This is a genomic window from Ruegeria sp. AK11 (genome assembly GCF_056541095.1).
Genome location: NZ_JBQFXU010000003.1, coordinates 263,540 through 279,393 on the forward strand (window position 1 = coordinate 263,540; position 15,854 = coordinate 279,393).

Below are 15,854 nucleotides of genomic sequence, written 5' to 3' on the forward strand. Positions count from 1 at the left end.
CTCAACGAAGCATCAAACCTGATGCATGGGAGGAATCATGAAAAAGAATTTGCTTGGCGCTCTTGCCGTTACAACTGCCTTGTCACCCTTGGCGGCAATGGCGCAAACCGAAGTTCAATTCTGGCATGCCTTCACCGGCCGCCTTGGCGAACTTGTCAAAGCGCAGGTTGAAGAGTTCAACGCCAGTCAGGATGAGTTTGTCGTGGTCGAAAGCCACAAGGGCAACTATTCGGAAACCCTGAACGCTGGCATTGCCGCGTTCCGTGCTGGCGAACAGCCACACATCCTGATGGTTTTCGAAGTTGGCACCGCAACGATGATGTCGGCAAAAGGCGCGATTAAGCCGGTCTACGAAGTCATGGCTGAAAGTGGCGCGTCTTTTGATCCCGACGCCTATATCGGTGCGGTGAAAGGTTACTACACCACCACCGACGGAGATATGTTGTCGCTGCCGTTCAACTCTTCCACGCCGGTCTTGTGGGTCAACCGAGATGCCATGCAGGCAGCAGGCGTTGATCCCGACACCGACCTGTCGACTTGGGAAAAGGTTGGCGACGTTCTGGAGCAACTCAAAGCCGGAGGCGAGGACTGCCCGCTGGTGACGGCATGGCAAAGCTGGATCCACCTGGAAAACCTGTCTGCGTACCACAACGTTCCGTTTGCATCGCAGGACAATGGTTTTGCCGGTCTGGACACAGAACTGATGCTGAACGGCCCGGTACAGGTCGCGCACCTGAGCGCCATGGGCGACTGGGCCAAGGATGGTAAATTCATCTATACCGGTCGCAGAAATGAAGGCGGCGCAAACTTCCGGGCCGGTGAGTGTGCCTTGTTCACCGAAAGCTCGGCCGGGTATGCCGGGATCAAAGCCGAGGCCGAGTTCGACTTTGATGTGCGCCCGCTGCCGTATTGGGAAGCGGTCACAAGCGAGCCGCAGAATACCATCATCGGCGGTGCATCCCTTTGGGTGATGGAAGGTCATAATCCCGAAGAATACAAAGGCGTTGGTGAGTTCCTGAGCTTCTTGTCTTCGTCTGACGTTCAGGCGGCATGGCACCAGAATACCGGGTATCTTCCGATTACCGCAGAAGCCGGTGAAGCAACCCGTGCGGCAGGTTTCTATGATGAAAACCCGGGCACCGATATCGCTGTGATCCAGATGACCGCGAAAGAGCCGACAGCAAATTCGAAAGGTCTGCGTCTGGGATCGTTCGATCAAATTCGCGGTATCATCGATGAGGAACTTGAGGCCATCTGGGCCGGCGAGAAAACTGCCCAGGAAGCCATGGACAGCGCAAAAGAACGTGGTGACGCGCTTCTGCGCAGGTTCGAATCGGCGAATCAATAAACCTCTGAAATCCGGTGCGGGCTCGGCAGAGCCCGCATCCACTTTTCCCGGCGGGTCATCAGGATGGAAAAACGCGTCACATTCCGCGGCTGGCTGTTGCCATTGGCGCTGATCGCACCACAGGTCGTCATTTCTGCCGTATTCTTCTTTTATCCCGCTGCACAAGCTGTGTGGCAGTCGCTGTTCATCCCAGATCCGTTTGGGTTGTCGTCCAAGTTCGTAGGTCTGGGCAATTTTGAGTTTCTGCTAAGCGACAAGTTTTATCGCGCATCCTTTGTAACCACGGCCGTGTTTTCGACGCTTGTTACGCTCTGTTCCATGATCCCGGCCCTGTTTCTGGCAGTCATTGCAGATCGGCTGATCAAAGGATCCGGAGCTTATCGGACGTTGCTGATTTGGCCTTATGCAGTCGCACCGGCGGTTGCGGGTGTGCTATGGCTGTTCATGTTCAACACGCGCGTCGGTGTCGTGTCGTGGTATCTTGGACAGCTGGGCTATGACTGGAACCACGTCTTGAATGGCACCGAGGCGATGGGGCTTGTGGTCGTCGCTTCGGCCTGGGGGCGCATCAGTTATAACTTTTTGTTCTTCTTCGCCGCACTCCAGTCGGTTCCGCGGTCGGTCATCGAGGCCGCAGCGATCGATGGCGCACGGTTCTGGCGCAGGTTTTTCACGATTGTCCTGCCGTTGCTGTCACCGACAGCGTTTTTCCTGCTTGTAGTGAATGTGGTCTATGCGTTCTTTGAAACTTTCGGCGTAATCCACACAATCACCGGTGGCGGTCCGCAGCAGGCCACGACCATTCTGGTTTACAAAGTCTTTTCAGACGGGTTCGTCGGTCAGGATCTGGGCTCGTCTTCGGCGCAATCGGTCATTTTGCTGATTGTCGTCGGCCTTCTGACCGTCATTCAGTTCAAGTACGTGGAAAAGAGGGTGCATTACTGATGGCAGCCCAACAGCACGGAATGGTCGAAAAGCGCGGAGCGGGTATCTGGCTGACACATGCCCTGATGATCCTTGGCGTCCTGGTCATCTTCTTTCCGATTTGGCTGGCATTTGTCGCCTCAACCGTTACCCAGCCGGAAGTTGTATCACCACCCATGCCGCTTTTGCCGGGTGATCAGTTCTGGGAGAACTACAAGGCAGCCTTGTTTTCCGGCGTGAATGTCCCCGTCGCAACGATGCTGTTCAACAGCCTTGTGATGGCCATCGGGATCGCAGTGGGCAAGATCGTCATTTCACTGCTGTCGGCATTTGCAATCGTCTATTTCCGCTTTCCCGGTCGAACAACGTTCTTTTGGCTGATCTTCCTGACCCTTATGTTGCCGGTCGAAGTGCGCATCGTTCCGACATTTGAGGTCGTGGCCGGGTTCGGCATGCTCAACAGCTATTACGGGCTGATCTTTCCGCTGATCGCCTCGGCCACGGCGACCTTCCTGTTCCGTCAGTTCTTTCTGACAATCCCGGACGAGCTGGCCGAAGCTGCGCGTGTGGATGGTGCCCGGCCTATGCGGTTTTTCATCGATATCGTCGTACCGATGAGCCGGACAAACATCGCGGCACTGTTCGTCATCCTGTTTATCTATGGGTGGAACCAGTATCTGTGGCCGCTGCTTATCACCACCGACCCTGAAATGAACACCATTGTGATGGGCATCAAGCAGATGTTCCCGTCTGGCGATGATGTAGCTGATTGGCCGGTCATCATGGCAACCTCCATTCTGGCGATGATCCCGCCGGTCATCGTGGTGGTGTCGATGCAAAAGCTTTTTGTCCGCGGCCTTGTTGATAGCGAGAAATAGAAAATGGCAACAGTAACCCTGGAGAATGTCAAGAAGAGCTTTGGCCCGACAGATGTCATACATGGCATCGACATCCACATCGAAGATGGCGAGTTTATTGTCATCGTCGGCCCTTCGGGCTGCGGAAAATCCACGCTGTTGCGGATGGTGGCAGGGCTTGAGACCGTGACCGCGGGTGAAATCCGGATTGGTGCGGAACGGGCCAACGAAAAAGAGCCGATGGATCGCGACATTGCCATGGTGTTCCAGAACTATGCGCTCTACCCGCATATGTCGGTCCGGCAGAACATGGGCTATGGCCTGAAGATCGCAGGGTTGCCCAAGGCCCAGATCGATCAAAAAGTGACCGAGGCGGCCAGGCTATTGCAGCTTGAACCATTGCTGGATCGCAAACCCAGACAATTGTCAGGCGGCCAACGTCAGAGAGTGGCTATGGGTCGCGCGATTGTCCGTGAACCTGCGGTGTTCCTGTTTGACGAGCCTCTTTCGAACCTGGACGCAAAGCTTCGCGTGCAGATGCGGCTTGAGATTCGTGAACTACAGGAAAAACTGGGGATCACGTCGCTTTATGTAACCCACGATCAGGTTGAAGCCATGACAATGGCCGACAGGATGATCGTCATGAACGGCGGTATCGCCGAACAGGTTGGCACACCGCTAGAGGTATACGAAACGCCAAGAACCCTGTTTGCGGCACAGTTCATCGGCAGCCCCGCGATGAATGTCTTTGAGGCCCAACGCGAAAACGGAACCGTCATGATTGGTGGGGTCGCGGTTGGTTCGTCGCAGGGCCCTGATACTGCCTTCAAGCTGGGGGTACGACCCGAGCATCTATTGCTGGATGACAATGGCACAATTGAGGCTACGATTCAGATGGCAGAGCCACTGGGGGCAAACACGCTGTTGCACGGTCAACTGACCGGCTTGGGCGATCCGATCACGATCAGCCTTCCGGGTGTGCACCCGATCGAAGGCCGACATCCGAACATGCGGTTTTCTGTGTCCTCAGACCATATGCATATGTTTGACCGATCCACCGGTGAAAGGCTGGAAGGCTGATGGCATTCCCTCAGGTCGAGGCTTTCCGGGGGGGCGACAACCTGATCCGCATCGTAGGCCACCGGGGTGCGCGAGGTGTGTTGCCTGAAAACAGCATGATTGGCTTCGACTTTTCGCTGTCCATTGGCGTGCCGCTTCTGGAGTTTGATGTTGTCCTCACGGCTGACGACATCCCCGCCATAACCCATAATCACCGGCTGCACGCCCCCAGTTTTCGCGATGCTGACGGTCAGTTTTTGACCGGGGAAGAGCCGAAGGTTTCAACTCTGACGTTTGAGCAGATTCAGAAGTTCGATATCGGGCGGTTGGATGGGAACTCTGCCTATGGTCGGCGATTTCCAGATCAGGCGCTAATGGATGGCGTTCGCGTTCCAAGACTGCTTGACCTGCTGGATCTGGTGAGTGACCCCCAACATAGCGATGCCTGTCTGATGCTCGAGCTGAAATCGGACTCCGATTTGGCCCATGACGCGCGCTACAGAGAGAAGTTTGTCAGTCTTGTCCTGCAAGAGGTTCGTTCCAAGGCCGTGTCGTCGCGTGTGGTGCTGCACAGTTTCGACTGGAATCTGTTAGAAGAATGTCAGCGGCAAGCGCCGGATATACCATCTTCTTATCTGACCCAACTTCCCGAAAACGCCGAGGATTTAGGGGAGGATTCGTCCAAAGCAGTCTGCCCGGATTTTCGCGGCCGCGAAGGCGATATTCCGCGATTGGTTAAGCAAGCGGGTGGCTCACTGTGGTGCCCGTATTATGCGGATGTAACTGCTGAAAACGTCGAACTGGCCAAAGATTTGGGCCTTTGCGTTGCGGTCTGGACGGTCAATGACCCTGAAGATATTGCCAGGATGATCGACCTGCGTGTGGATGCCATTGTTTCTGATTATCCGGGTCGGGTTCAAAGGCACTTGTCTGACCGGGGTAAAAACTGGCGCTAAACCGCCCTGAAGGCCGGGGCTGAATGCCTCGTCCTTCAGTTTCTTAAATTTCCTTCGTAAGGGCAGAGAACCGCTAGAACAGTTGCAAATCCTTCGCGCCGCTTTGGATTTCAGCAAAGTTCGGCATGTTCTGGATCGTAACAGGTGCGGGTTTCGTGCCCGGCATCGCAACCGTCGGTTTCGCCACGTTCGCCATCCCAAAGACCGGTTTTTCCAGCTCACCCCGGATATCGCGCAGCAGCGTTTTATGATCCGGCATCACTTTGACTATCTGCGCAAGATCCTCTTTCGCACGCTGCATGCCCTGGAACCAGATCACTTTCTTCAACGGTCGCAAACGATCTCGGATGCCGGTACCGTAACCCGTATCATAGACCTGTTTACCCAACAGAACCGTTTGATAAACACGATGGTCAAACAGCGTGGCAAATTCCACATCGTGATCCATCGGCAGACGGTGCTGCCACAGCTCCAGATTCTCGGCCAGCCGATCCGGTATCTTCATCTCTGTCCGCGCGTCGATCCAATAGGGATCATCCTTTCGGTTGCCCAATCGGTAGTGCAGGCAGATGAATTCCAGAACCTCGTTATAAAGCTTGTCCATCTGCCGGTTGTATCTTGCCCGCAGTGACGGTGCGACGTCGCGCGTCGGCAAGTGTTCTGCAAACCAGCGCACTGCGTGGTCAATCATGTGGATCGCGGTACTTTCCAACGGCTCGATAAACCCGCCGGACAGACCAATTGCCACACAATTCTTGACCCAGGCATTGCGCACGCGCCCGACGCGCATCGGGATGATCCGCGGTGTCAAACCCTTGCCGCTGTCACCCAGCCATTCAAGATATTCGTCGGCCGCCTGATCATCCGTTCGATGCGCCGAGGAGAACACATAGCCTGTACCCACACGATTGTAGAGCGGCACCCGCCACGTCCACCCCGCGCCCAGCGCGGTCGACCGCGTGAGGCTTTCGATTTTATTGGGATTGCGGTGTTCAACCTGCAACGCCATGGCGCGGTCATTGGGCAGATAGTCCGAATAATCCAAAAACGGCTCGCCCAGTGCCTGATTGATGATCAGGCCGCGGAACCCGGTGCAATCGATGACCATTTCGATGTCATGACGTCCTGCCCGCTCCAGCATCAGATGGCTGACGTTGCCTTGTTCATCCAGCTCGACCTTCTGTACCTCGTCCTGGATATGCTCGACGCCGCGCTTTGTGCAGACCGTGGTAAGCATACCCGCAAACTTCACCGCATCCAGATGATAGGCATAGCCAAAACGCTGTTCAAACTCGGGCTGACCCAGCTGCCGCGCGCCTTTGCACAGACGTCCCAGATGATCGTGAGGCGAGATGGACTGTGTAAAGTCCCGCTCTCCGTTGCCAAAGCGCAGGAAATACTCGGCGGCGTCCAACCCTTCCAGCATCTGGCCATGGGCAAAGGGGTTCACGTAATCGATGCGTTTTCCTTTGGGGTCTTTGTTCCAGTTGCAGAACTTCACACCCAGCTTGAAGGACGCGTTTGTCTCGCGGAAAAAATCCCGTTCGGAAATGCCCGCCTGACGCAGCGTGACCGGCATGCGCGGCACCGTAGCCTCACCAACACCCACGGTCGAGATATTGGGGCTTTCGATCAGGCAGATATGTGGTCGGTCTTTTGTTGCTGAAGTGCGTGAAAACACCATGTCCAGGATCAACGCGGTCATCCAGCCTGCCGTGCCGCCACCTACGATGGTGATTTTGCGCAAACGATTGTTCATATTCTTCTGTCCCCATTGGTTTTGAGGACTATATCAAGTTTCCGACGCTTATCTAGGCTCTGCCATTATGTGCCTTGTGACCCGGCTTTGAACATGTCCCTAAACTGGTCACGCAAGATGTTCTTTTGGACTTTTCCCATTGTATTGCGGGGCAATTCACCCAGTTGAATAAGCGTGCGGGGATGTTTGAACCGCGCCAGGCTGTCGCGCACTGCAACCATGACCGCGTCGAGATCCGGAGACTGCCCGGGTTCCGCTACAATCAGGCCCAGCACGGTTTCACCGAAGTCGGGATGCGGCACGCCGATCACTGCGCTCTCCAGAACACCGGGGTGGCTGTCCAGAACCAGCTCAATTTCCTTGGGGTAGATATTGTAGCCACCCGAGATGATCAGGTCCTTGTTGCGCCCGACGATATGGACATACCCATCTTCGTCGACCCGTCCCAGATCACCGGTGATGAAAAACCCGTTTTCGCGCAGCTCGGCAGCCGTCTTTTCCGGCATCTGCCAATATCCCTTGAACACGTTTGGGCCACGCACTTCGATCTCACCGATTTCACCCTTCGGCAAGGGGTCGCCGACTGCATCGCATATCTTCAGTTCGACCCCCGGCAAGGGAAACCCGACCGTGCCCGCGCGACGTTCGCCGTCATAGGGGTTTGAGGTGTTCATATTGGTTTCAGTCATGCCATAGCGTTCTAGGATACGATGCCCGGTACGCTCCTGGAATTGTGCATGGGTATCCGCCAGCAATGGGGCCGAACCCGATACGAACAGGCGCATATGTTTGGTCAGCTCGCTGGTAAAACGCGCGTCTGCCAGCAGGCGCGTATAGAAGGTCGGAACGCCCATCATCGACGTGGCTCCGGGCATTCTGTTAATGATCTGATCCGGGTCGAATTTTGGCAGCCAGATCATGCTTCCGCCGACAGCCAGAATGATATTGGTGGCCACAAACAGCCCATGCGTGTGAAAGATCGGCAGCGCGTGCAACAGAACGTCTTCCGACGTGAACCGCCACTCTTTGACCAGTGTCCGTGCATTGGACAACAGGTTGTTCTGGGTCAGCATCGCGCCCTTTGAACGTCCGGTGGTGCCCGACGTATAAAGAAACGCCGCCAGATCCTCACCATCCCGATCCACAGTCGCAAAGCTGTCTGGCATTGCTGCCGCCAGATCCATCAGCGAGCCCGAGCCATCCGCATTCAGCGTTTCCACCCTGCCCCCGAAACGCGCGGCAATCGGGGTCAGTTGGTCTTTGCTTCGGCCGTCGCAGACAACAAGTGACGCGCCGCTGTTTTCGATGAAATACGTCAGTTCGTCCACGGTATAGGCGGTGTTCAGCGGCAGGAAAACCAGACCGGCCTGCGCGCATGCTGCGTATAGCGCCAGCGCCTCAGGCGATTTATCGACCTGAGCCGCAACCCGGTCCCCGGGTTTTAGGCCCAGTTGCGTGGCCACATGGGCGATCCGGGCGGCTGTGCTCAGAAAGTTTTGATAGGTGACGGTCGTCCCGTCTGTCAGGTGCAGGAAAGCCGTATCTTTGTCGGCGTGAATGCCAAACAGATCATCATAGAGAGGGTTAGCCATGTTCGATCCTCCGTTTCCCCAGCCATAACGGCGAACCGCTTCTCAGGGGAAGGTTCAACTGTGTCACACTGCGCTTTTGCTTGCAGTTCAATGTCTGGACACGTCGCATTTATTGCGCGGCGCGAGTTGCAGCTCGGAAATCGTGGTTGGTAATGCCTTTCACCGCCTCTGCACATTTTCTGCACGAAAGCCCCATGAAGGCTGCGGATACGTCGCGCCAAAGATGCAAGCGCCGCAGGCAATCTGCCGGGAAAGGAAACCTGCAAGCAGGAGACAGGACATGAGGCAGGAACTGACAATTCGCGGCGTGCCGGACAGCATCGTACTGGACGCGTGGTGGCTGGGAAAGATGGACGAAGCCCCCCGATGGGGAGGCAACAGACGACAGCAAAGTGGTTCTCTGATGTCCACGCTGAAAATGCGCCATGCGATCCCACTTCTTGCATCGCTGGTTGCACTTGCAGATTGGCTGTTTTGGGAACAGCCGCTAGGCATTTCTGTCTCAGTCTTCGCGCTGGTCTTGTCCGCCGCGATCATGGCGATGAAGCCCCGGCGGGCGACTGCAACGGAATGGCTCATAGCCGCCGCATTTGCCTTGTTCACCAACCTGCCGGTGGCCATCGATTTGCAGCTTCTATCGTTATTGTTCAGCCTTGCTGGTTTGGTCAGTCTGGCCACCTGGGCGCTATTCGGTCAGGCCGTAAACGAACGTCTGCTGCTGCGCTCCGCCCTGCGCCTGCCTTCCATCGGCGCGACGCTTTTGCTGCGCGACACATGTCGCACCGCAGTGGCCGCCGATCTTGGGTCCGACACCCGCCGCCACGCAGCCTCGCTGGCCTTGCCGCTGCTATTGGGTACGGTCTTCCTTGCCTTACTGGCCGCCGCCAATCCGGTGCTGGAAGACCTTCTGGCAGAGCTGGACCCAAGTCTTCTGTTCGAAGGGTACTTTTGGCTGCGGCTTCTGTTCTGGGGTGTTATGGCCTCGCTGCTGTGGCCGTTCCTTAACCTCAGCGATCCATGGCTGGGCGGCATTGCCCGCCCCGCCACCATGCCAAAGACAGGCCCAAGCCGGGCCGCATTTCTGATCAATCCAATCTCGGTGCGCAATTCGCTGTTGCTGTTCAACCTGATGTTTCTTGTACAAACCGTGATGGACCTCGGTATCCTGACCGGCGGAGTATCCCTGCCTCAAGGGATGAGCTATGCCGCTTATGCTCATCGGGGCGCTTATCCGCTGGTGGTGACGGCCCTGTTGGCGGGCGTATTCACTCTGGTCACTCACAGCATGATCGGCGCGGACCGGACCTTGCGCATTCTGATCTACATGTGGTTGGCGCAAAACGTGTTCCTGGTGCTGACAGCTACCATCCGGCTGCATCATTACGTCGACGCCTATGCGCTTACCTATTTGCGGGTGGCCGCCTTCATATGGATGGCGCTGGTTTTCACCGGTTTGCTGCTGATCGTGGTGCAAATCCATCGCGGCTTCGGTACAACCTGGCTTCTGCGGCGTTGTTTTGCAGCGCTTCTGGTGGTCTTGTATATCTGCAACTTTGTGAATTTCGCATCAGTCATTGCCAGCTACAATCTGAGCCACGGCAGCGCTCTGACGCAACAGGATACCGGTTACATATGCAGCCTTGGTGCTGATGCTTACCCCGCTATCCGTGATCATGAAACCAGAACCGGACAGCAGGTCTGTGACGTATGGATGCGATATGATCTGAATAAGGATGCAATCACCAACTGGCGCGAATGGGGCTTTCGGAGATGGCGGATCCGAGCCTATTATCGGCAGCAGAGTTGAAGGACCCCATTTTATGCCTGCACGCATTCTTGTTGTCGACGATGATCCGGATATCCTTGCGGTGACGAGGTTCGCGATTGAAAAGGCAGGTTATGCGCCACTTCTGGCCAGCGACGGCCTGACCGCGCTTGATACAAACCGTCAGGAAAGCCCCGATCTGATCGTGCTGGATATCGGGCTGCCCGAAAAGGATGGTCTGGAAGTATGCAGGGAAATCCGCAAATCCTCGGACGTGCCAATCCTGTTCCTGACCGCCCGCGATGACGAGGTCGACCGTATCGTCGGGCTGGAGCTGGGCGCCGATGATTATCTGACCAAACCCTTTTCCCCGCGCGAATTGGTGGCCCGGATCAAGGCCATCCTGAAACGCAGCGCTCCGACACCTGCCCAGCCCGACCCGGTGCTGTCGCAAGGCAGCCTGCACCTGGATGCAGAGCGTCACCTGTGCAGGTTCGCGTCAACCCCTGTGACGCTGACCGGTTCGGAATTTCGGCTGCTGGCAACTCTGATGGCCCGTCCCGACCGCGTTCTGTCAAGGGCGCAGCTGATCGATGCGCTTTACGGCTACAACATCCACGTCTCGGACCGCACCATTGACAGCCATATACGCAATGTCCGTGCCAAACTGGCCCAGGCCGGCTGTGCCGAAGGGATCGTGACCATTCACGGTGTCGGCCTCAGGATGGGCGCATGCACGCCCGGCTGAACCGCAAATGGCGCCCCAGATTGTGGACCATCGTTCTGCTGGTGCTGGGTATTGTCTTGTGCCTGCCCTTTGCCGGGTTGATCCTGTTCCGTTTTTACGACAGTCAACTGGTGCAACAGACCGAAGAAAGCCTGCTGACACAGGCTGCGGTCATGTCAGCGGCGTATGCCGAGCTTTATGCAGATGCAGCCGGGATCAAGCCGCCCCGCCCGAGTGCAATCTCAACCGAGCACGCGGTGTTCCCGTCACTGTCGGTCAATCGCGAAACGGTTCTGCCGCCGCGCCCGGACGCGCGACCCGCAACCGTCCGACCCGGCTCGGTCTATCAGGCAATCGCCGCCCCACTTAGCCGCATCGCCAACGCTGCCCAGGCGCAAACCCTTGCGGGTTACCGGATGCTGGACGTCGATGGGAACGTGTTTGCCGGTACTGCGGAAATCGGCCAAAAGCTGGGCCATGTTGACGAGGTTCGCGAGGCCCTTTCAGGGAAAACCGTCTCGGTCGCGCGCACCCGCGTGCGAGAGGATGCAACGCCTGCGCTTTATACCCTCAGCCGCGGTGCCCGCGTGCGCGTTTTCGTGGCGATGCCAGTGTTCGTGGATCAGACCCTTATCGGGGCGGTTTACCTAAGCCGTACCCCGAACCATATTTTCCGCTTTCTGTACGGCGAACGTTTCAACCTTGCCAAAGCCGCGGCATTTGTTGCTTTGTCCACGGCGCTAATCGGGTACGTGTTCTGGCGGTTCATCACCCGGCCGATCCACCTGTTGATCCAGCGCAGCCAGATGGCGGGCCACGGTGGTCAGGCATGGGAACCACCAGACCAGCTTGGCACGCGGGAAATTGCGGATCTGAGCCAGAGTTTTCAATCGCTGACGGAACGCTTGCAGGACAAGCAGGACGGATTGAAAACGTACACCGCCCATGTCACCCACGAGCTGAAGTCACCCCTCACCGCCTTGAAAGGCGCGGCAGAGCTGCTGCGCGACGATGATTTGTCACCAGCGCAGAAACACCGCCTGCTGGACACTGTGGACAAGGGCGGAAAGCGGATGGAGGATCTGCTGGCCAACATGCGCGCCTTCAGCCTGGCCGATCAGAGCGCCATTAACGGTACATGCTGTCTGAACGACATCACTGATCAGGTCGTCCAGACTTTCCCCGCGCTTGCGATCAAGACTGAGAACGATCACCTGCCCTTGCCCGTCGCGGCACCCACCCTGCACATCATGCTGACACATATGCTTGAGAACGCTCAGCAACACGGCGCGCAGAATGCCGTGCTGACAGCCTATCAGGTCGACGGTGTCATCTGCCTAAAAATCGCAGATAATGGCGCCGGTATCAGTGAAGGGAACAAGGACAAGGTTTTGCAGCCCTTCTTTACGACAAAAAGAGAGGCCGGTGGCACAGGTATGGGCCTGAATATTGTCAAAGCGACCATGGAAGCAATTGGTGGGCAACTCAGTGTTGTGCCAAGCAACCAAGGCGCTTGTTTTCTTCTGATTTTTAATTAATCGGGCGCGCAAGCCGCCTGTAAAAGGGGCAACATTCGCTGTTCAGAAGCTCGGAGGTTCTGTCTATCGAACCGCAGTCGCAGACTTTGCGCTTAGCCGCCATTCGCTCTGACACCGCTGCGCGTTTTGGCACATCAATGTCCGAGTGGCGTCAACTTTGCTAAGGATTAGTTCGGGTTGATCACCAAAAGTGAGACAGGTCCGACGCTTTCCAAATGGCTCTTTCCGAACGCCGCCGCCAGCATATTGTTCAGGTTGTGTCGTGTCTTTCCACCGAGACCTGTTTTCGCACGAGAGGCGGTACCACTCTCAACCGCACCATCGAACAGTCGATCGCGTTATTTTCAACCCAAACTTGGCAATCAGTCAGCCTTGCGGCGTGTACCAGATTGGAGACGTGTAGGCACGCTCCTGCTGCGAAGTAGGAGCGCCTTCAGGGATGTCGATACCGTAGCGGTATGCGTCGTAGACGTACCAGGGTGGTGTCGGAATCTCGAGCACACGCGCGTAATAGAATGCCGGGCGCGCCGGGTCGAATTCAGGATCAATCCAGATTGTCGCAAGTTCCGCGGCACCAATGGTGTTGGTCCAGGTTGCGGAAGCAACATCCACAGTATCACCAACGGGCGGAACCTTTCCGTCGCTGCCAGTTTCGCGTTCGTCTGACCAGGCGACGTCAAAGACTTTCTCATCGGTCGTCCCGTCCTCATTGAGCCAACCTTTCACGATTTGCACGCGGTCGAGGTTAGCGCCAATTGGATCACGAAGGGCTGCCACCATGAACCTTGGTGCCTGTGCACCTTCGGAGGGGGCCCTAAGGTCGGCACCCATCGGTACGCCTTTTGCATATCCAACCGTCGCCGGAATGCGGGCTGCGACCGCGGCTTCCGACTTGGGCAGTGGATGGCAGGAGTGGGCCGTCACGCGAAACGCTTTGCCCCCGCAACGCAAATCACCACAAAGATCGTGACACTGATCATGGATGGCGCAACGGGCTCGGCGAGCAAAAGAGCCGCAAGAGTCAAACCGAAGAACGGCTGAAGAAGCTGAAGCTGTCCAACGCCTGCTGTGCCGCCAAGTGCAAGGCCACGATACCAGAATATGAAACCGATTAGCATCGAAAAGATCGAGACGTAGCCTAGACTGAACCAGACCGGCAAGGTCAGCTCGTTTAACGTGGGTGGCCATGTCAGAATCGCGAAAGCAGCCATAATAGGTAAGGATAGAACCAGCGCCCAGGAAATCACCTGCCATCCGCCCAATCGGCGCGACAACTGCGCTCCCTCAGCATAGCCCAACCCGCATGCCACGATCGCCGCTACCATAAAGAAACCGCCAATGAGCGAACCGCCAGCGCCTTGGGAGAGCGCGAAACCAACGACGGCGGAGCTGCCAAGGATTGAGAATACCCAGAACAACGCGGTCGGACGCTCACCACCACGCAGCACGCCAAAAGCAGCGGTGCTCAAGGGCAATAAGCCGATAAAGACGATCGAATGCGCAGCTGTGATGTGTTGCAGTGCCAGTGCCGTCAAAAGCGGAAAGCCGATCACCACACCGAAGGCAACTACAACAAGAGAAATCAGATCCGTGCGCAAGGGTCGCTTCTCTCTGAAAAGGGCCAACAAGAAAATTGCAAGAACCGCCGCCAGAACCGCACGGGCTGATGTCAGGAAGAGCGGGTCTAGGCTACTTACAGCCACCCGCGTGGCGGGTAGTGATCCGCTGAAGATCAACACACCGAGTAGTCCGCTGCCCCAGCCAGAAAACGAGGAGTTCATAAAGAAAGATCCCTTTTGGGACCTTGTAGCTGGAGTGGTGGGAAAAATGCAGATACAAAGCGATACAATTCACGTAAACTGTACTGTTCATCAGTCCCATACAAAGGCAATCTTATATGGCCGTTGCAACCCGTAGAGCTCTTGTGATGGAACACATAACGCGTCTCATCCGATCGCGGGCACTGGGTGCGGGTGAAAAACTTCCCTCGGTCCGGGGCCTCGCAACGCGCTTGGGCGTGTCACCTTCGACAGTGGTTGAGGCCTATGATGTCTTGGCTGCAAAAGGAGCTATTTTTGCTCGACGCGGCTCAGGTTTCTATGTGTCAGACCGCGTACAGCCGTTCGAGGTTTCACAGACCGGGCCGCTGCTTGAGCGCGAGATTGATCCGCTCTGGGTTGCGCGACAATCGATTGACGCCAGCGAGGGCATGGCAAAGCCTGGATGTGGCTGGATGCCTGCCGATTGGATGCCTGTCGAGTCGCTCCGGCGAGCGATGCGCCGAGTGGCACGTGGCAACGACATTATGCTTACAGATTACAGCTGTGCACAGGGCCATTCTGGTCTGCGCCAGCATGTGGCACGAATGCTGTGCGACCAGAACATAGAGGTAGATCCCGATACTGTTTTGCTCACCAATTCCGGATCGCTGGCGCTGGACTTGATTTGTAGATTGCTTCTCAAGCCCGGTGATACCGTTTTGGTAGATGATCCTTGTTATTTCAACTTTCAGGCCCTTCTAAGAGCGCACCAGATTTCCATTGTCAGTGTGCCCTACACGCCTATCGGCCCCGACCTTGCCGCATTTGAAAACGTGCTTTTGAGAGAGCGCCCACGGCTCTACCTGACCAACTCGGCATTGCACAACCCAACGGGCGCGACACTCACTGCAGCGACTGCACACCGTGTGCTGTCTTTGGCCGAAACCTATGATTTGCAGATCGTGGAAGATGCTATTTTCTCTGAGTTCGAACCTAATCTTTCGCCAAGGCTGGCTTCACTGGATGGGCTGAATAGGGTTCTCACGATTGGGAGCTTCTCCAAAACCCTTTCTGCATCGTTGCGATGTGGATACATAGCAGCGCGCCCTGACTGGATTGCGTCTCTGACTGAGCTTCAGGTTGCGATCAGCTTCGGAGGCCCCAGCCCAATGGTGACAGAATTGCTACATTCAGCGCTCACTGATGGCAGCTATCGCAAACACATGGAGGCGCTTAGGGACAAATTGGATCGCGTCCGCGCGCGTTCAATCGAAGAATTAAATACGCTGGACATAAGGCCTTTCGTGAAGCCCAGAGGTGGATTTTATCTATGGTGCGAACTGCCCAACGGGCAGGATGCTGCTGCGATGGCGCGAAAAGCTCTTAAGAAAAATGTTGTTTTGGCACCCGGAAATGTCTTTAGCCCAACTCAATCAAAGAACTCGTTTCTACGTTTTAACGTAAGCCAGATGGCCGGAAAGACACTATCGCAAGTACTTCGTGATCTGATGAGTGACGCTCAATAAGAACGTCTGCTTCAAGGAACGGTCAAAGACTTTGCCCCTCTAG

13 protein-coding genes are annotated in these 15,854 nt (G+C 56.3%); 9 read left to right on the forward strand and 4 right to left on the reverse strand.

Going from position 1 to position 15,854, the window contains the following annotated elements:
• The first annotated feature begins 37 nt into the window (after nucleotides 1-37).
• From ugpB to ACR0D9_RS10950, 5 genes are all read left to right on the forward strand, one after another.
• Complete coding sequence (gene ugpB, locus ACR0D9_RS10930; RefSeq protein WP_480538772.1) at nucleotides 38-1,348, forward strand: sn-glycerol-3-phosphate ABC transporter substrate-binding protein UgpB; 1,311 nt, start codon at nucleotides 38-40, stop codon at nucleotides 1,346-1,348.
• Nucleotides 1,349-1,411: 63 nt separating this feature from the next.
• Nucleotides 1,412-2,293, forward strand: a complete 882-nt coding sequence (ugpA, locus tag ACR0D9_RS10935; RefSeq protein ID WP_209505975.1) for a sn-glycerol-3-phosphate ABC transporter permease UgpA — start codon at nucleotides 1,412-1,414, stop codon at nucleotides 2,291-2,293.
• Nucleotides 2,294-2,313: 20 nt separating this feature from the next.
• Nucleotides 2,314-3,150 carry a sn-glycerol-3-phosphate ABC transporter permease UgpE gene (gene ugpE, locus ACR0D9_RS10940; protein WP_267365578.1) on the forward strand — a complete coding sequence of 279 codons (837 nt, stop codon included), beginning with the start codon at nucleotides 2,314-2,316 and terminating at the stop codon, nucleotides 3,148-3,150.
• Between the two features lie 3 nt (nucleotides 3,151-3,153).
• Nucleotides 3,154-4,209 carry a sn-glycerol-3-phosphate ABC transporter ATP-binding protein UgpC gene (gene ugpC / locus ACR0D9_RS10945; RefSeq protein ID WP_480487253.1) on the forward strand — a complete coding sequence of 352 codons (1,056 nt, stop codon included), beginning with the start codon at nucleotides 3,154-3,156 and terminating at the stop codon, nucleotides 4,207-4,209.
• Nucleotides 4,209-5,144, forward strand: coding sequence for a glycerophosphodiester phosphodiesterase family protein (locus ACR0D9_RS10950; RefSeq protein ID WP_480483835.1), 936 nt, complete (start codon nucleotides 4,209-4,211; stop codon nucleotides 5,142-5,144). Before ugpC ends, ACR0D9_RS10950 begins: the two co-directional genes overlap by 1 nt.
• Before the next feature lie 73 nt (nucleotides 5,145-5,217).
• Here the strand turns inward: ACR0D9_RS10950 and ACR0D9_RS10955 are convergent, their stop codons facing one another.
• Both ACR0D9_RS10955 and ACR0D9_RS10960 read right to left on the reverse strand, forming a co-directional pair.
• Nucleotides 5,218-6,903 (reverse strand): tryptophan halogenase family protein, encoded by a 1,686-nt coding sequence (locus ACR0D9_RS10955; protein WP_267365576.1) that lies wholly within the window; start codon nucleotides 6,901-6,903, stop codon nucleotides 5,218-5,220.
• Nucleotides 6,904-6,968: 65 nt separating this feature from the next.
• On the reverse strand, nucleotides 6,969-8,495 hold the full coding sequence (locus ACR0D9_RS10960; RefSeq protein ID WP_480538774.1) for a malonate--CoA ligase: 1,527 nt from the start codon (nucleotides 8,493-8,495) through the stop codon (nucleotides 6,969-6,971).
• 280 nt (nucleotides 8,496-8,775) lie between these two features.
• Between ACR0D9_RS10960 and ACR0D9_RS10965 the strand changes: the two genes are divergently transcribed.
• Genes ACR0D9_RS10965 through ACR0D9_RS10975 form a run of 3 tightly spaced genes read left to right on the forward strand, consistent with a single transcriptional unit; the run spans nucleotide 8,776 to nucleotide 12,525 of the window.
• On the forward strand, nucleotides 8,776-10,302 hold the full coding sequence (locus ACR0D9_RS10965; protein ID WP_480538776.1) for a DUF4153 domain-containing protein: 1,527 nt from the start codon (nucleotides 8,776-8,778) through the stop codon (nucleotides 10,300-10,302).
• A 13-nt stretch (nucleotides 10,303-10,315) separates the two neighbouring features.
• On the forward strand, nucleotides 10,316-11,008 hold the full coding sequence (locus tag ACR0D9_RS10970) for a response regulator (protein WP_480538778.1): 693 nt from the start codon (nucleotides 10,316-10,318) through the stop codon (nucleotides 11,006-11,008).
• Entirely contained in the window at nucleotides 10,993-12,525 is a 1,533-nt protein-coding gene (locus ACR0D9_RS10975; RefSeq protein WP_480483838.1) for a sensor histidine kinase, read from the forward strand. The genes ACR0D9_RS10970 and ACR0D9_RS10975 overlap by 16 nt, the downstream gene beginning before the upstream one ends.
• Nucleotides 12,526-12,891: 366 nt before the next feature.
• On the opposite strand, the gene ACR0D9_RS10980 is transcribed toward ACR0D9_RS10975, so the two are convergent.
• Together ACR0D9_RS10980 and ACR0D9_RS10985 are read right to left on the reverse strand one after the other, a co-directional pair.
• Nucleotides 12,892-13,449, reverse strand: coding sequence for a DUF3604 domain-containing protein (locus tag ACR0D9_RS10980; RefSeq protein ID WP_480483839.1), 558 nt, complete (start codon nucleotides 13,447-13,449; stop codon nucleotides 12,892-12,894).
• A complete protein-coding gene (locus ACR0D9_RS10985; protein WP_480483840.1) occupies nucleotides 13,446-14,306 on the reverse strand; it encodes a DMT family transporter in 861 nt (286 codons plus the stop codon). Before ACR0D9_RS10985 ends, ACR0D9_RS10980 begins: the two co-directional genes overlap by 4 nt.
• A gap of 146 nt (nucleotides 14,307-14,452) precedes the next feature.
• Here ACR0D9_RS10985 and ACR0D9_RS10990 point away from each other — a divergent pair, with 146 nt between their 5' ends.
• Nucleotides 14,453-15,811, forward strand: a complete 1,359-nt coding sequence (locus ACR0D9_RS10990) for an aminotransferase-like domain-containing protein (protein ID WP_480538780.1) — start codon at nucleotides 14,453-14,455, stop codon at nucleotides 15,809-15,811.
• The last annotated feature ends 43 nt before the right edge of the window (nucleotides 15,812-15,854 follow it).